This is a genomic window from Pseudomonas sp. TMW22080 (assembly GCF_022496745.1).
GTDB lineage: Bacteria > Pseudomonadota > Gammaproteobacteria > Pseudomonadales > Pseudomonadaceae > Aquipseudomonas > Aquipseudomonas bubulae.
On sequence record NZ_SCFF01000003.1, the window covers coordinates 185,629 to 200,103 of the forward strand.

Consider the following 14,475-nt stretch of genomic DNA (forward strand, 5'->3'; position numbering starts at 1 on the left):
CGGCGCAGCCGTCGTAAAACCTGACTTGCGGGTATAACTGACATACCGCAGGGTCTGATTTCGCGACGGCTTTGCCGCCGAACGCAGCCTCGTTCCTTCGGCAGCTGCTACTTAGGGTGTGTCTACAGCGCGGCGTAGACCAAAGGCGCAAGCTTCTGCACCCGCGGGTCCATCAGCACATGGCTGCCCATGGTGGTGGTGACAAAGCCGAAGCTCACCTCCCGCTCAGGGTCGGCAAAGGAGATTGGCCCGCCCAGCCCCACATGCCCGAATGCCTTTGGCCCCATCCGATGGGAGGCTCCCGGGTCCGCCGGCTGCTCCATCATGCAACCCAGGCCATAACGCATGGGCCGTAGCAGCGTGCGGTCCATATCGTTACTGTGCTCGCGGGTGAACTCTGCGAGCAGCTCAGGCCCCACCAGGCGCCCGCCCAGCAGCGCACTGTAAAACCCGGCCAGGCCATGGGCGGTACCGTGGGCATTTACGCCGGGATGGCGATAGGCCCACCAGCGCGGGTCAGCCGTTTGCCGTGATCCCATGGCGGGATTGGTAAATGCAAGGGTCGCGACATGCTCAGGCTCACTGACCATCACGGCACGCAAGTCCTGGGCGTAGTTATCACCCGTTCGCCCTTCAGCGCGCTCGAAAAAGGCAATGCGGTGAAAGTGCTCGGCATCAACGCCCATATGAACTTCAAGGTCGTTGGGCTCGCAGATTCGCTCGTGGATAAAGGTACAGGGGTCGCGACCATCGGCCCGTCGAACCAGCTCGCCAAGGATCCAGCCATAGGTGGTGGCGCCATAACCGACACTGGTTCCCGGTTCCCACCACAAGGGTTCTGCCGCGACGACTTCGGCCATTGCATCCCAGTCGTACATAATGGGCGTGCGGCTGGGCAAACGCAGCGCCGGGATACCTGAGGTATGGCACAACACCTGGCGCAAGGTGATGCGCTCCTTGCCGCCCTGGGAAAACTCCGGCCAATAGTGGGCAACCGTCTGATCCAGCTCGAGCTTGCCCTCTTCCACCAGCATCAGTGCCGCGATGGCGGTGAAGGGTTTGATACAACAATAGGTGTTGACCAATGTGTCGTGGTTCCAGGGCTGGTCGCCCTCCAGATCCGCCACACCCGCCCATAAGTCGACAACGGTTTCGCCGCCCACCTGCACACAAACACCGGCTCCTCGCTCCTGAGGATCATCGAAGATCGCCTCAAAGGCTTCCTGAACGGCTTCGAACCCACTTGCACACTTCCCTTTCGCTTCCATTTCGAAGTCTCCATTCAGTTGGAATGCAAGACCTTAGTTTTAAAGTGGGAATTGAAAAGGAAGAAACCCCTACTGGGCGACGAAATACATCGCCGCCCATCGGGCAGGGAAAATCAGTGCCCCTTGCCCGAGTGCCCACCTGCATGCCCCGCGCCAGAGCGCCCGCCGCTACCATCATCGGTTGCATGCACAGGCGCCTTGACGGCTTTTTCGGCTTCGGCCTGGGCCTTGGCGGCCTCCTGGCCCAACTGGCCAAGGGCCTGCAGGTTGGCCTTGCGCACGCTGTCGACAAAACCGGTAAACGGCAAATCGGTGATACCGATCATGCCAAAGTGGCCGTTTTCGCCGTCGAGCAAGCGGCCTGTCACCGGCTGGTCCAGGTACTGGAACCAGTGCACGCCAACAATCGACGGTTCTGCTACCGCCTGTTTGAGGAACTTGCTGTAAGCCGGGCCGCGGGCTTCTTCGTTGGCCACTTCAGTGACGCCGCCCCAGAACGGGCCACGGTCACGGGAGCCGAAGTTGAACTCGGTGATCATTACTGGCTTGTCCAGTTCGCGCAGTTTGCCGAAGTCATAGCCGTCTTGTGGTTGCAGGGTGTAGAAGTTGAAGCTCAGTACATCGCAGTATTTGGCACAGGACGCCACGGCCTCTGGCGTACTGACGGCAAACCGTCCGCCGAGCAGCAAGTGGTTTGGAGCATGCCATTTGAGCGAGTCGGAAATGGTCTTGAAGTAGGTGTCAGCAAAGACTTTCTGGAAATACTGATAATCCGCCTCGATTTGCGGGTGCTCGGCGTTGGGCAAAGGCCCTTCAAAACCCGGGTCCTCCATCAGCTCCCAGGCCGGAATTTCAATACCCCAGGCCTTGGAAAGACCCTGCTGGTTGCGGTATTTGTCACGCAGCTGCTTGAGGAAGGCCCGCTTGGCGGGTACATCCGTGGTCATGCGCAAAGTGCCCAGGGCCAATGCATAACGGGATTTCGGGTCATTACCCGGACCGGCCCAGGCCAGTTCGTTGTCGGCAAAGTAACCGATCAACCATGGATCATCGCGATGATCGCGAGCGGCAATGGCCACGGCGCGCTCGGTGGCCATGGCAAAGCGCGGGTCAAACGGGTCGGGCATGCCGCCCCACCAGTCGGTGCCGGTACTGATGCTGGTGTAGTCCCCCACAATCGACAGCGGCAGGGTGTAGGGCACGCGATCGTTGAGGCCCAGTTCGGGGTCGCTCCAGTTGCCGATGGTGTTGAAGCCCCAGGCTTGCAGGCGATCCAGGGTGCGGGCCTGCCAACGCTTGGCATCAAAGGCTGGAGGTGCACAAGGGCTCACCGGTGCGCTATCCGGTTCAGTTTTAGCCGTTACGCAGGGTTCACCGTAGATGCGCTGCAGGTTGGCGGCATAAAAGTTGTACCAGCGCCCGGCGTCAAAGCCCCTGCCCTGGGTCGAGGCGTTGCCGCTGTTGTTGTTCGCCTTGCCGTAAAAACTGGCCAGAGGAGTGCCATCATGGGGCAAATCGGTAAACATCCACTCACGGCCGGCAACATAGGTCTGGCTGTCGTTGGCCGTTACGGCATTTAGGCCCAGCGAGTAAAACGGGTGACCTTCAGGGGTGATCAGGTTCCAGCGGCCATTGCGCTTTTCTGTGCGGAAAAACCCGGTTGCCTCAAACCCCGCGCCCTTCAGCCAGCCGCCGTACTTGTCCTGGTCGGCACGCCCGGCCAGCCAGCCTTTGAGTTGCTGCTGTTCTTTTGCGGCGGCGCCCTTGAGCTGTTCGTCATTGGCAACACGCTCCGGCCATTTGGCGCGGGTCGACTGGCCGTAGCCGTCGACGATCGCGCCGTACACGGCCTTGATTACGCCTGTGCCGTCCTGCACGCCGAAGCGCTCCAGCAGGATGCTCTGCGCGACGCTCGGTTGCGCAATCGACAGACTTACCGACACCACCTGGCTCAGATCGATTTCGCCCTGGCTGCTGGCCAGCAGAATGCGCTGGCCATCCAGCGTCATCGGCATCGGTGGGCCGGCGCGCATGCCCTGGCTGTGGGGAGAATTGGCTTTTAGCGGCAACAACAGGGTTTGCGCCGGGCCGGCAGGCAGGTCTACACGGCTGGTCAGGGTTTTGCCGTTGCTGCTTTGCACGGTCACGTCCAGCGTAAGTGCCCAGTTCATGGCGTTCTGGATGCGCAGGGTCATCATCCCCGACTGCGACCAGTCCCATACCCCGGTTTGCGGAGTCAAACGCAGGCTGGGCGCGACGGCCGGGTTGAAGGTGACGCGGCGCAGCACTTCGCCTTCGGCTGTTTGCTCCGCATTGTATTGCGGCAAGATCGCATCCGTAGTCGCCACTTGCACCACATCGGCAGGGCGAACGAAATTGAACAGGGTTTGTTGGCCAGCAGGCGCCGCCAACAGCGGAGTCGTGACCAGCAACGCAAAAACAGCAGACAGCGAACGGCGAATCATATGGATCTGGTTCTCCCAAACGGCCGAAAATCGGCCTGTGAGGTGGTGAAAGTCAAAGCATAGACAGCAAAGTCGACGATAACGCCGACCCGCGCTTAAGAAATTTCGCGCCTGAACGGCGGCAGTGCATTCAGAATCGCCTTGCCATAGCGCTGGGTGACCAGGCGCCGGTCCAGCAAGGTGATGGTGCCGCGATCCTGTTCGGTACGCAGCAAACGCCCGCAAGCCTGAACCAGCTTGAGCGAGGCATCAGGCACGGATATCTCCATGAAGGGGTTGCCACCCCGGGCCTCGATCCACTCGGCCAGGGCCGCTTCGACCGGATCATCGGGTACCGAAAACGGTATTTTGGCGATCACCACGTGCTCGCAGTAGGCACCAGGCAAATCCACGCCTTCGGCAAAACTGGCCAGGCCAAACAACACACTGGAGTCCCCGCCATCGACCCGCGCCTTGTGCTTGTTGAGGGTTTCCTGTTTGGACAGGTTACCCTGGATAAACACTTGCTTGCGCCAGTCGCGCTCCAGGCCGTCGAATACGTCCTGCATCTGCTTGCGTGATGAAAACAGCACCAGCGTGCCCCGCGAGCCTTCGACCAGCGCGGGCAAGTCACGAATGATCGCCGCCGTATGAGCCGTAGCGTCACGGGGGTCGGCTTTGAGGTCAGGCACTCGCAACACACCGGCATCAGCATGATGGAAAGGGCTGGGCACCACCGCCGTCACGGCTGTTTTGGGCAGGCCGGCACGCATGCGGAAACGGTCGAAGGTGCCCAGTGCTGTCAGGGTGGCGGAGGTCACGAGTACCCCATAGGCCACGTTCCACAGGTTGCGACGCAGCATCTCGGCGGCCAGGATGGGGCTGGCGTTGACCTCGATATCAAACAGCGAACCGCTTTCCGCCAGGGTCAGCCAGCGCGCCATGGGCGGGTTGTCTTCAGGGTCTTCGACAGTAAAGGCGGTCCACAGCTCCCAGTTGCCCTGGGCCCGGGACAGCAGGCTGCCAAACAGCGGGTACCATTCCTCGGCCTGGTTGCTGGTGATGCCGATATTGACCTCGCCATCCATACCGTCCTTGAGAATCTCGGTCAGACGAGTGAACAGGTCGGTCAGACGCGAGAATCCTTTTTTCAACTCGATGCCCATTTCACGCATGTGATCGGGAATCAGGCCGCCAATAAAGCGATGGCGCGGACGCTCGCGACCCTCGGGCTCTTCGCCGACTTTAAAGTCGGCGATCTGCTCGCAGGCAGTGAACATGAACTGTTGCTGGGCCTTGATTTCTTTGGCCAGCTCCGGCACTTGCTCCAGCAAACGGCCCAGGTCGCCGGGCAACGGGTGTTGGGCCAACAGTTTGGTAAGGTTCTTGGCGGTTTGCTCCAGCCAGTCGGCGGTGGAGCGCAAACGGGTGTAGTGGGCAAAATGGCCAATGGCCTTGTCCGGCAGGTGATGGCCTTCGTCAAACACATAGACCGTGTCACGGGGGTCAGGCAATACCGCGCCACCCCCCAACGCGAGGTCGGCGAGCACCATGTCGTGGTTGGTGACGATCACGTCCACCTTGCTCATGCCTTCCCGGGCCTTGTAGAAAGCGCACTGGCCGAAGTTGGGGCAATGACGGTTGGTGCACTGGCTGTGATCGGTGGTCAGGCGCGCCCAGTCCTGGTCTTCAAGGGCCTGGGGCCAGCTGTCGCGGTCGCCGTCCCACTTATTGCCGGCCAGCTTTTCGATCATGCTGGTGAACAGCTTCTGGCTGGCCTCATCGACTTCGATCTTGAAGCCTTCTTCCTCGAACAGCTGCGCCGTCGCGGTTTGCGCGTGGCCCTCTTGCAGCAGCATGTCGAGCTTGGACAGGCACATATAGCGGCCACGGCCCTTGGCCAGGGCAAAGCTGAAGTTCAGCCCGCTGTTGCGCATCAGGTCCGGGAGGTCCTTGTAGACGATCTGCTCCTGCAGGGCGACCGTTGCCGTGGCAACCACCAGGCGCTTGCCCGCGGCCTTGGCCACAGGAATGGCAGCCAGGCAGTAAGCCACGGTTTTGCCGGTACCGGTGCCCGCTTCTACGGCGACCACAGCCGGGTCGCCACTGCGGTGGTTTTCTTCGTCGGTGTCGATATCGCCCAGCACCTTGGCCACTTCAGCGATCATCAGACGCTGACCGTAACGCGGCTTGAGGCTCTTGGATTCGAGAAAACGCGAGTAAGCGCCCTGGATCTGAGTTTTGAGTTCGGTACTAATCATGGTTCTTCGGGCGCAAGAAACGCTGGATAAATTTTCAGTGGTTCGAATGACCGCTATCATACCCCGCTAATTCATCCCGCGCCGAACGGAGTACCCCAATGACCGCCTTTGCCCTCGCCTACAGCCTGCATGTACTGGCCGCCCTGATCTGGGTGGGCGGCATGTTTTTCGCCTGGATGATCCTGCGCCCGGCGGCTGTCACGGCCCTTGAAGGCCCGGTACGGTTAAAGCTGTGGGTAGAAGTGTTCCAACGTTTTTTTGTATGGGTGTGGATCGCAGTGGTGATTTTGCCGATAAGCGGTGTAGGTCTTCTGCAAATGCGCTTCAACGGTTTTGAAACGGCGCCGCGCTATGTGCAGATCATGATGGGCTTGTACATCGTGATGGTGGCGTTGTTTATCCGCATTCAATCGCTGCAGTTGCCTGAGTTGCGCAAGGCCGTCGAAGCCCAGGCTTGGGCTGACGGGGCAGCGGTAATGGGGAAAATTCGCCGGCTGGTGGGGTGCAATCTGATTGTGGGGCTGGTGTTGGTGGCAATTGCGGCGGCTCGGCCGACTTTTTAAAAGCCGGATGGGTGTAGCTGCCGAAGGAACGAGGCGGCGTCCGGCTGCGCAGCAGTCGTACAACCATTTAATTACGGGGTATCAGAGGGTTCGTGTTTGCAGTGTTTGCGACGACGACAGCAAGGCATTTGGCCTTTAATATCAGGCGTTTCGTACGACGTTTCGCTTTCGTTTCCGTGAAACTTCCTAGAAAATCCCGTTCGCTTGCGCCGCTTAAAATCGGGGAATAGTCTCGGCCCATCGCTGCAAAGCTGGCCAAGGGTTATGTCGACAAGTTGCTGGACACGCTGGTAACGCACTGAAGCAGCACGCGCCTGATTGGCGACAGGCACGTCGTTTATTTATACGTAGCTGTGCCGCAAATCAACTGATCCACCGGTTACATATCCGGCATTTGCGTCTAACTGAAATATTGGTTTCGCTCTTACAGCGAGTCACTTTGCAAAAGCGGCAAAGTAACCAAAGCGCTTGCGCCCCATCGTACGGCCTTCGCTGCGCTCAGGTTCACTCGCTCCGGTCCTGTTCCGTGGGCACGCCGCCACGGGCCATCCTGGCCCATCGCGACTCTCCCGGCATCCATGCCGGTCGACCCACTCCACAGAACCTCCACTCGCCCTCCCGGGAGGGCAGGCAGATCAAAAGCACAGCGCCCTCGAGGCGGCCGACCGGCCGGCCTGTTTGGAGTGAATGTGTTGCGCAATCTGCGCTTAGCGCCTCAGCGGATATTGCGTGCCGTGCACAGGTTACAACCGCTGGATAGTCACAGCACCTGCCGTACCCGCTTCCCCCGGCTGCCCGGCCAGGCCCGGCTTGCCGGACTTGCCGCCATCGGTGCGATACACCACACAGCCCTTGGCTTTGCCGCCTGCGCCAGCCCGTCCGGCCTCGCCGGGCTTACCGCCCGTACCGCCGTCAACCCGCACACGGACCTGTTCAGCCGGGTAGTCACGCGGCAGCTCAACCCGCACCTGCCCGCCGGCCGCACCCGGTTGCCCGTTACCTCCATTGTCGCCATTGGCTCCGGAGCCCGCCGCGCCCCAAGTACAGCCTGGCTCTTCGCCATTACCGCCATCAAGCCCGGCAAAACCCGGCGCTCCCGTACCGCCACGGGCATCAATGGACAGTTGCGGCGCTTGCAATGACTCAATTCGCAGGCTCAGGTCCCGGGCTGGCCGCGCAGGCTTTTCAAAAGTACCGGTGGCGCCACGGGCATTGATCTGGCTGCCCTCGCCCAGTTCGGCACGCGCCACCCGCAGCGCGATGCCGTGCTCGGCAGGAACGATAGTGATGCGTGCTTCACGACCCAGCTGCAGTTGGTCGATATCGACCTGGGTGATCCCCGCTGGAATCAATAACGTCCCGTAGTCAGCAACATCGAGCTTTTCCAGGCGCAATACACTGACGTTAGCGGGCAGGCGCATCATCGAGTTGGCCTCGACCGAGACGACCTCGGCCTGAGCAAAAGGGCTGCACAAGGCAGCCAACAAACATAACTTACGCATGGCTGGCATCTCGTTCGCGGGAGGCAGGAAGGGTATGTGCGTGAAAAACTCCAAACACAAGAATCAACAGGCGATCACGCCAGGGATGGCGGCGGCCTTGCAGGCGACCTTTGAACAAGAGCACCTCAAGCACATGGGTCAGCACCAACAGGCTGCCAACAAGGTTGATCAGCACATCGAACGGGTAGACCAAGGGCTGGTACAGATTACTCAGCACCAAGGCCCAAACTATCAGTGTCAATGCTTTACCCAGCCCCCAAAGCACCCTCATACATCCGCCTTTAGCATGTTCTTTGTCGCACATTAACGGCTTGTACAAGCAGGACGCCATAGACCGTCATAAAAAGATTCGCCGCAACTTCGACTGGCCCGGGCAAAACCGCGGCGATACCAAGGGTTAACGAATGATCAGAATCTCGGTACGTCTGTTTTGGGCGCGGCCCTCAGGGGTCTGATTGCTGGCCACAGGGTTCGACTCACCGGCTCCCTCCACGGAAACAAACTGGCTGCGCGGTACACCGCTGTCGATCAAGTACTCAACCACCGACTGCGCCCGTGCCTTGGACAGTTTCAGGTTGTAGGCCTCATTGCCCACACTGTCGGTATACCCTGTGACCTTCAACTGGGCGTTGGCGGCGTCTTTTTTCAGGCGCGCGGCTATGATATTGAGCTTTTCCTTGTCCGCCGCAGTCAACCGGGCAGAGTTGAATTCGAAATTCACATCACGTACTACAATAGCCTCTTGCTTGACGACCACCACTTCTTCAACCACCACCACGGCCACAATCGGGCAGCCCGCAGCATCGACTTTCACGCCTTGGGGCGTATCAGGGCACTTGTCGCGACTGTCCGGAACACCGTCGCCATCCGCATCGCCGTCACCGTGTACCCAACAGTAAGCCGCGGCCATGCCCGCACCGAATACGGCACCACCCCCCGCCCAGGCCGAGCTTTTTATTGCACCCAAGGCCGCCCCGCCCACACCGCCGACTGCAGCACAGGTGGGCCAGTCAGTTTTTTGCAACCCGGCACAGCCCGTTAATACGCCGGTGAGAACAACCAGAGGTACTGCTGTTCTTATGATGCTCATAAAAGGGTCTCTCCTGAGGGTCGGCGTTTGGCCGATGCAAGGCAAAGTAAAGACTGCGCTCAGGGTATGCGCCAGCAAAGTGACAGTAGCGGCAACAGCCCACTAGGCCGCGCGGCTTGCGCAGGCTAGTCTTGGACGCTCTAAGTGAGGACCTTCGATGACGCCCGGTATTTCTACACGTACACCCCAGCAAGCGCTGGCGGCCTTGCTGGATCGTTATGCGCCACAACGCCTGCTCGTGGTCGGGGCCAGCAGTTTCCCGGCACTGGCCGCCTTCGAGGCTGCGCACCCCGGCGCGCAGGTGGCCCGAGCAGCGCCTGGCCCGTTGCCCGAAGACCTGGCAGCGCAACGCTTTGACCTGGCACTGGTGATCGACTGCCTGGAGCACCTGCCCAAAAACAGCGGGCTGCAATTGCTGGGCGGCATTCGCAACCTCAATGCCAGTCGCATTGCCGTGCTGGCGGATCTCACAGCCTGCAATTGGAAAGAAACCGACTTTTACGCCCTTGCTTTACAAAGCAATGAGAGGTTTCAGCGTGACGAGCAAGTCCTGACGCTCTTTACTTACGACTTGCGCGAATACAAACAAGTACCCGACTGGCTAAACGCCAGGTTTTGGGCAAACCCGGAAAACTTTGGCAAGTATTGGTGGTAACCCGATGAGCACATCCATTTGCCCCTGCGGCAGCGGCAACCTGCTGGAAGCCTGCTGCGGACACTATCATGACGGCCACCCGGCCCCGAGCGCCGAAACCCTGATGCGCTCACGCTACAGCGCCTATGTATTGGGGCTTGTCGACTACCTGGTCAGCACCACCCTGCCTGTGCAGCAAGCCGGGCTGGATCGCCAGTCCATTGCCGACTGGAGCGCGCAGAGCACCTGGCTGGGCTTGACCGTTGAAAGCAGCGAAGTGTTCGGCGGCCAACCGGAACACGCCTTTGTGACCTTTACTGCACGCTGGCACGACGCCAATGGTGAGCACAGCCACCGCGAGCGCTCATCCTTTGTGCAAAGCGCCGGGCGCTGGTACTTCATCGACCCCACCGTACCGCTCAAGGTCGGGCGCAACGACGCTTGCCCATGCGCCAGCGGGCTGAAGTTCAAAAAATGCTGTGCCGGTTTTTTCGGTCAATAGGCTGGACTCTGAGGGTTAAACAATGGACGTGCGGGCCCGAACAATAAAAACAATCGCCCTGGCCATGCTGCTGATGGTATCGGGATGCACCTCCTGGTTCGACTCAGGCGACAAGGACCCGGACGTGCATCTGGAAAAAGTCGAACTGGTGCAGGCCAAGCTGCTGGAGCAGCGCTTCAGGCTGCATTTTCGGGTCGACAACCCCAATGACTCGACACTGACCGTACGCGGCCTGAGCTATGCCGTGTATCTGGGCACCATCAAGCTGACCGAAGGTGAGAACGAACACTGGTTCAGCGTGCAACCCAACAGCAGCGCCATGTACGTGATACCGGTGCGTACCAACCTCTGGCCGCAGGTGCGCCCGCTGGTCAATTTGCTTGAAACACCCGACCAGCCCATCCCCTACCGACTCGAGGGCACACTGCAAACCGGGCTGTTCTACGGTTACGACGTGCACCTGACGCGCAAAGGCGAGATAATCCCCGGCGATTTTATTCCAGAGTGATTGAGCAATGACCCAACAACCCCACGTTCATGGCCCCGACTGCAACCACGATCATGATCATGGCCACACCCATGACCACGATCACGGTCATGTACATGGCCCGCATTGCGGCCATGCACCTCAAGAGCCTGTGCGCAACGAGCTGAAAGACGTTGGCCGCAACGATCCCTGCCCGTGCGGCAGCAGCAAGAAATTCAAGAAGTGCCACGGCGCCTGATCCCTCGGGACGCTTTGCAAACGCCGCACAGGATCCAGTGTCCTGTGCGGCGTTTGTGTTTTTGCTTTATGAAAAAGTGCGTCACAAACCATGACCTGCTTTCATCCGACGCGCTTTTGGGGGTAAAACTGACAGCCCACAGTCGATGACCGCCTCTGATGGTCGTCAGGTGCTGGGTGAACATTCCCTTCTGGAGCCCTTCATGATCGATCTTTATTACTGGACCACTCCCAACGGCCACAAAGTCTCATTGTTTCTTGAAGAAGCTGGCCTGCCCTACAAGGTTCATCCGATCAATATCGGCAAGAATGAACAGTTTGCTCCGGACTTTTTGAAGATAGCCCCGAATAACCGCATCCCGGCCATTGTTGATCAGGCACCGGCCGACGGTGGCGAGCCACTGTCCTTGTTCGAGTCCGGCGCGATCCTGCTGTACCTCGCGGAAAAAACCGGGCAATTTTTGCCAAAGGATCTGCGCGGCCGGCAAATGGCCCTGCAATGGCTGTTCTGGCAAATGGGTGGCCTGGGGCCAATGGCCGGGCAAAATCATCACTTCAACCGCTTCGCACCGGAAAAAATCCCGTATGCAATCAAACGCTACACCGAAGAGACGGCCCGTTTGTATCGCGTATTGAACAAACAGCTGGAAGGCCGCGAGTTTGTTGCGGGTGACGAATACAGCATCGCCGACATGGCGATTTACCCGTGGATCGTGCCCCATGAATGGCAGGGGCAGAACCTGGATGATTTCCCGGCCCTGAAGGCCTGGTTCCAGCGAGTCAAGGCGCGCCCGGCTACAGAACGTGCCTACGCACTGGTGGATAAAATCAACCCGCCGAAGTAGTGCATATAGCGCTTGCACGGTGTCATCGGCCTCACTAACGTAGCGGCTTTCGATGACACCACCCCCGCAGGAGCTTTGCCATGGCCTCGCCAGCCTTTACTTCTTTACTACCCCGGTTCGGCGTTGCCGCGGCAATGGTCAGCCTGCTGGGCCTGGCCGGTTGCCAGATAAACAACCATGCCACTGAAAGCCTGGTGCCAGCCTCTGGCGTGCAACCGCTCAAGGGCCTTGCGCAGAACGTGTCGGTACGCCGCAACATCCAGGGCATGCCGCTGATCGAAAGCAGCAGCTTCCATGACGCCCTGTTCACCCTGGGTTATGTGCATGCCGGTGACCGAATCAGCCAGATGGTGCGTTTGCGCTTGCTGGCCCAAGGCCGCTTGGCCGAGCTCAACGGCGTTGATGCACTGGAAAGCGACCGGTTGATGCGCACCGTCAATCTGAAAAAGAACGCTGACGAGCTTTATAAAAGCGCCTCACCGCGACTTAAAAAGTTTTTCGAAGTCTACGCTCGCGGAGTCAACGCCTACCTGTTCCGCTACCGCGACAAATTGCCGGCCGATCTGGCGCAGGCCAGCTACAAGGTCGAGTACTGGAAACCCGAGGACTCGGCGCTGATTTTCAGCCTGTTGAACTTCGGCATGTCGGTCAACCTGCAAGAAGAACTCAACGCCCTGGCCCTTACGCAAAAAGTCGGCACCGACAAACTGCCCTGGCTGATGCCAACCTATCCCAACGAAGCCCTGCCCAGCAGCGAAGCCGACAAGCTCAAGGGCCTGGCTCTGGGCAGCCAGTTGCAAGGCTTGAGCGGCGTGTCCCAGGCCCTTGAACAGGTGAAGCAACTGAGCCTGCCAGGTGTCACGGCATCCAGCGACTGGGCCATTGGCCCGCAGCGCAGCCGCAGTGGCAAGAGCCTGCTGGCCAACGATATCCATCAACCCATAGGCGTGCCTTCGGCCTGGAACTACGTGCAGATTCGCGCCCCCAAATACCAGGCTGCCGGGGCAACCATTGCGGGCTTGCCGACCCTGTTTGCCGGGTTCAACGGCAAGGTGGCATGGGGTATGAGCATGGCCATGGGCGACAACCAGGATGTGTTCCTGGAGAAGCTCAAACGCCAGGGCAGCAGCCTGTACTACATGGCGAACGGCAAGTGGCTACCGGCGACGGTGCGCAACGAAACCTTTTTCGTCAAAGGTCAGCGTCCGATTCGCGAAGTAATTTACGAAACCCGCCACGGGCCTTTGCTCAACAGCACCCTGGGCAGCCCCAATGCCCTGAACAGTAGCCTGGGCCTTGCCCTGCAAACCCCGGACTTGCAGGGCGACAAAACCCTCGACGCATTTTTTGACCTGTCCCGTGCCCAGAACAGCGAAAAAGCCTCGGATGCCAGCCGTGAAATCCGCGCTGTGGCGCTGAACCTGCTGTATGCCGACGCCAACCATATCGGCTGGCAAGTGACCGGGCTCTACCCCAACCGCCGTGAAGGGCTTGGCCTGTTCCCGTCGCCGGGCTGGGATGGCCGCTACGATTGGGAAGGTTACGCCGACCCGATGCTGCACCCCTACGACCAGGACCCGACCCAGGGCTGGCTGGGTACCGCCAACCAGCGTACGGCCGCCTATGGCTACGGCATGCAACTGTCCAACTCGTGGCTGTCACCTGAGCGCAGCGAACGCCTTGCGCAACTGGCAGGCAGTGGCAAACAGGACGCCCGCAGCATGATAGCCATGCAGTACGACCAGACCACGCTGTTCGCAGCCAAGCTGAAAACCATGTTCAGCGCCCCCGGCATGGCACAGCCTCTGAAACAGGCGATCGCGGCATTGCCCGCGCCAGAACAGGCCAAAGCCCGTGAAGCTCTTGGCCGGCTGATGGCATTTGACGGCAAGCTCGGCGCCAACTCGGCCGATGCGGCAGTGTACGAACTGTTTTTGCAGGAAAGCACCCGGCAGATCTTCCTGGATGAACTGGGCCCCGAGAACAGCGCCAGCTGGCAGGCATTTGTGGCCAATAGCAACCTGTCTTACCCGGCGGTAGCCGATCACTTGCTGGGCCGCGAAGACAGTCCTTTCTGGGACGATAGCCGCACCACGCAAAAAGAAGACAAACCGGCCATTCTGGCCCGCAGCCTGGCCGGGGCGATCAGCATCGGTGACAGCCTGATGGGCAACGATCACAAAGCATGGCAGTGGGGCAAGCTGCATCAGTACGTATGGCGCAATGCCAACGGCCAGACTGTTCGCGCCCCCGTTATGGCAGGCGGCGATCATACGACCCTCAATACGGCGGCCTACCACCTCGCGGGCGCAAACTTCGAGGTGACGCAGATACCGGCCATGCGCATGATCATCGACTTCGGCCAGGTCGAACCGATGATGGCGCAAAACAGCACCGGGCAATCGAGTAACCCGGCCAGCCCGCACTACACCGACGGTATCGATCCGTGGCTCAAAGGGCAGTACATCAGCTTCCCGATGCAGCCGCAGAACTTCGACAAGACCTACGGCAAGACCCGTCTGAACCTGGTTCCGGGCAAGTAACCGAGAGCCACAGCCTGCCCTCTCATGCACAAAGCCGGGAGAGGGCATATGCTGAGTAAAAGGTGCAATTTTTCATTTGTATGTCGCCCATAATATGCT

The 14,475-nt window shown here is 59.8% G+C and carries 13 protein-coding genes; 7 read left to right on the forward strand and 6 right to left on the reverse strand.

Annotated features, from left to right (window positions below; translation table 11 throughout):
* Positions 1–122: 122 nt before the first annotated feature.
* The 3 genes from EQV96_RS11130 to dinG all read right to left on the reverse strand — a co-directional run bounded on the left by EQV96_RS11130 (position 123) and on the right by dinG (position 5,973).
* Positions 123–1,268, reverse strand: a complete 1,146-nt coding sequence (locus EQV96_RS11130; RefSeq protein ID WP_095027022.1) for a serine hydrolase domain-containing protein — start codon at positions 1,266–1,268, stop codon at positions 123–125.
* Between the two features lie 113 nt (positions 1,269–1,381).
* Complete coding sequence (locus EQV96_RS11135; protein WP_240882028.1) at positions 1,382–3,733, reverse strand: beta-galactosidase; 2,352 nt, start codon at positions 3,731–3,733, stop codon at positions 1,382–1,384.
* A 95-nt stretch (positions 3,734–3,828) separates the two neighbouring features.
* Entirely contained in the window at positions 3,829–5,973 is a 2,145-nt protein-coding gene (dinG, locus tag EQV96_RS11140) for an ATP-dependent DNA helicase DinG (protein WP_095002975.1), read from the reverse strand.
* A gap of 98 nt (positions 5,974–6,071) precedes the next feature.
* Between dinG and EQV96_RS11145 the strand changes: the two genes are divergently transcribed.
* Entirely contained in the window at positions 6,072–6,536 is a 465-nt protein-coding gene (locus EQV96_RS11145; RefSeq protein WP_095019454.1) for a CopD family protein, read from the forward strand.
* Between the two features lie 743 nt (positions 6,537–7,279).
* Here the strand turns inward: EQV96_RS11145 and EQV96_RS11150 are convergent.
* The 3 genes from EQV96_RS11150 to EQV96_RS11160 form a co-directional block, all read right to left on the reverse strand.
* Positions 7,280–8,038, reverse strand: coding sequence for a hypothetical protein (locus tag EQV96_RS11150; RefSeq protein WP_095002973.1), 759 nt, complete (start codon positions 8,036–8,038; stop codon positions 7,280–7,282).
* Entirely contained in the window at positions 8,031–8,309 is a 279-nt protein-coding gene (locus tag EQV96_RS11155; RefSeq protein WP_095002972.1) for a DUF1145 domain-containing protein, read from the reverse strand. The genes EQV96_RS11150 and EQV96_RS11155 overlap by 8 nt, the downstream gene beginning before the upstream one ends.
* 126 nt (positions 8,310–8,435) lie before the next feature.
* The gene (locus tag EQV96_RS11160) at positions 8,436–9,128 is read right to left on the reverse strand and encodes an OmpA family protein (RefSeq protein WP_095002971.1); all 693 of its coding nucleotides are present in this window, start codon (positions 9,126–9,128) and stop codon (positions 8,436–8,438) included.
* 157 nt (positions 9,129–9,285) lie between these two features.
* On the opposite strand from EQV96_RS11160, the gene EQV96_RS11165 reads away from it, so the two are divergent.
* The 6 genes from EQV96_RS11165 (at position 9,286) to EQV96_RS11190 (ending at position 14,376) form a co-directional block, all read left to right on the forward strand.
* The gene (locus tag EQV96_RS11165; RefSeq protein ID WP_095019457.1) at positions 9,286–9,783 is read left to right on the forward strand and encodes a DUF6231 family protein; all 498 of its coding nucleotides are present in this window, start codon (positions 9,286–9,288) and stop codon (positions 9,781–9,783) included.
* A 4-nt stretch (positions 9,784–9,787) separates the two neighbouring features.
* A complete protein-coding gene (locus EQV96_RS11170; RefSeq protein WP_095002969.1) occupies positions 9,788–10,264 on the forward strand; it encodes a YchJ family protein in 477 nt (158 codons plus the stop codon).
* Positions 10,265–10,286: 22 nt separating this feature from the next.
* Positions 10,287–10,772, forward strand: a complete 486-nt coding sequence (locus EQV96_RS11175) for an LEA type 2 family protein (RefSeq protein WP_095002968.1) — start codon at positions 10,287–10,289, stop codon at positions 10,770–10,772.
* Between the two features lie 7 nt (positions 10,773–10,779).
* Positions 10,780–10,989 carry an SEC-C metal-binding domain-containing protein gene (locus EQV96_RS11180; protein ID WP_086795965.1) on the forward strand — a complete coding sequence of 70 codons (210 nt, stop codon included), beginning with the start codon at positions 10,780–10,782 and terminating at the stop codon, positions 10,987–10,989.
* 202 nt (positions 10,990–11,191) lie between these two features.
* Positions 11,192–11,833, forward strand: coding sequence for a glutathione binding-like protein (locus tag EQV96_RS11185; protein WP_095002967.1), 642 nt, complete (start codon positions 11,192–11,194; stop codon positions 11,831–11,833).
* Positions 11,834–11,913: 80 nt separating this feature from the next.
* Positions 11,914–14,376, forward strand: a complete 2,463-nt coding sequence (locus EQV96_RS11190; RefSeq protein WP_240882029.1) for a penicillin acylase family protein — start codon at positions 11,914–11,916, stop codon at positions 14,374–14,376.
* Positions 14,377–14,475: the final 99 nt, after the last annotated feature.

Bases quoted from the DNA above. Each gene is read 5' to 3' on its own strand.
- EQV96_RS11135 (WP_240882028.1), bottom strand. From the start codon at position 3,733: ATGATTCGCCGTTCGCTGTCTGCTGTTTTTGCGTTGCTGGTCACGACT.
- EQV96_RS11155 (WP_095002972.1), bottom strand. From the start codon at position 8,309: ATGAGGGTGCTTTGGGGGCTGGGTAAAGCATTGACACTGATAGTTTGG.
- EQV96_RS11180 (WP_086795965.1), top strand. From the start codon at position 10,780: ATGACCCAACAACCCCACGTTCATGGCCCCGACTGCAACCACGATCAT.
- dinG (WP_095002975.1), bottom strand. From the start codon at position 5,973: ATGATTAGTACCGAACTCAAAACTCAGATCCAGGGCGCTTACTCGCGT.
- EQV96_RS11150 (WP_095002973.1), bottom strand. From the start codon at position 8,038: ATGCGTAAGTTATGTTTGTTGGCTGCCTTGTGCAGCCCTTTTGCTCAG.
- EQV96_RS11160 (WP_095002971.1), bottom strand. From the start codon at position 9,128: ATGAGCATCATAAGAACAGCAGTACCTCTGGTTGTTCTCACCGGCGTA.
- EQV96_RS11165 (WP_095019457.1), top strand. From the start codon at position 9,286: ATGACGCCCGGTATTTCTACACGTACACCCCAGCAAGCGCTGGCGGCC.
- EQV96_RS11190 (WP_240882029.1), top strand. From the start codon at position 11,914: ATGGCCTCGCCAGCCTTTACTTCTTTACTACCCCGGTTCGGCGTTGCC.
- EQV96_RS11170 (WP_095002969.1), top strand. From the start codon at position 9,788: ATGAGCACATCCATTTGCCCCTGCGGCAGCGGCAACCTGCTGGAAGCC.
- EQV96_RS11145 (WP_095019454.1), top strand. From the start codon at position 6,072: ATGACCGCCTTTGCCCTCGCCTACAGCCTGCATGTACTGGCCGCCCTG.
- EQV96_RS11130 (WP_095027022.1), bottom strand. From the start codon at position 1,268: ATGGAAGCGAAAGGGAAGTGTGCAAGTGGGTTCGAAGCCGTTCAGGAA.
- EQV96_RS11185 (WP_095002967.1), top strand. From the start codon at position 11,192: ATGATCGATCTTTATTACTGGACCACTCCCAACGGCCACAAAGTCTCA.
- EQV96_RS11175 (WP_095002968.1), top strand. From the start codon at position 10,287: ATGGACGTGCGGGCCCGAACAATAAAAACAATCGCCCTGGCCATGCTG.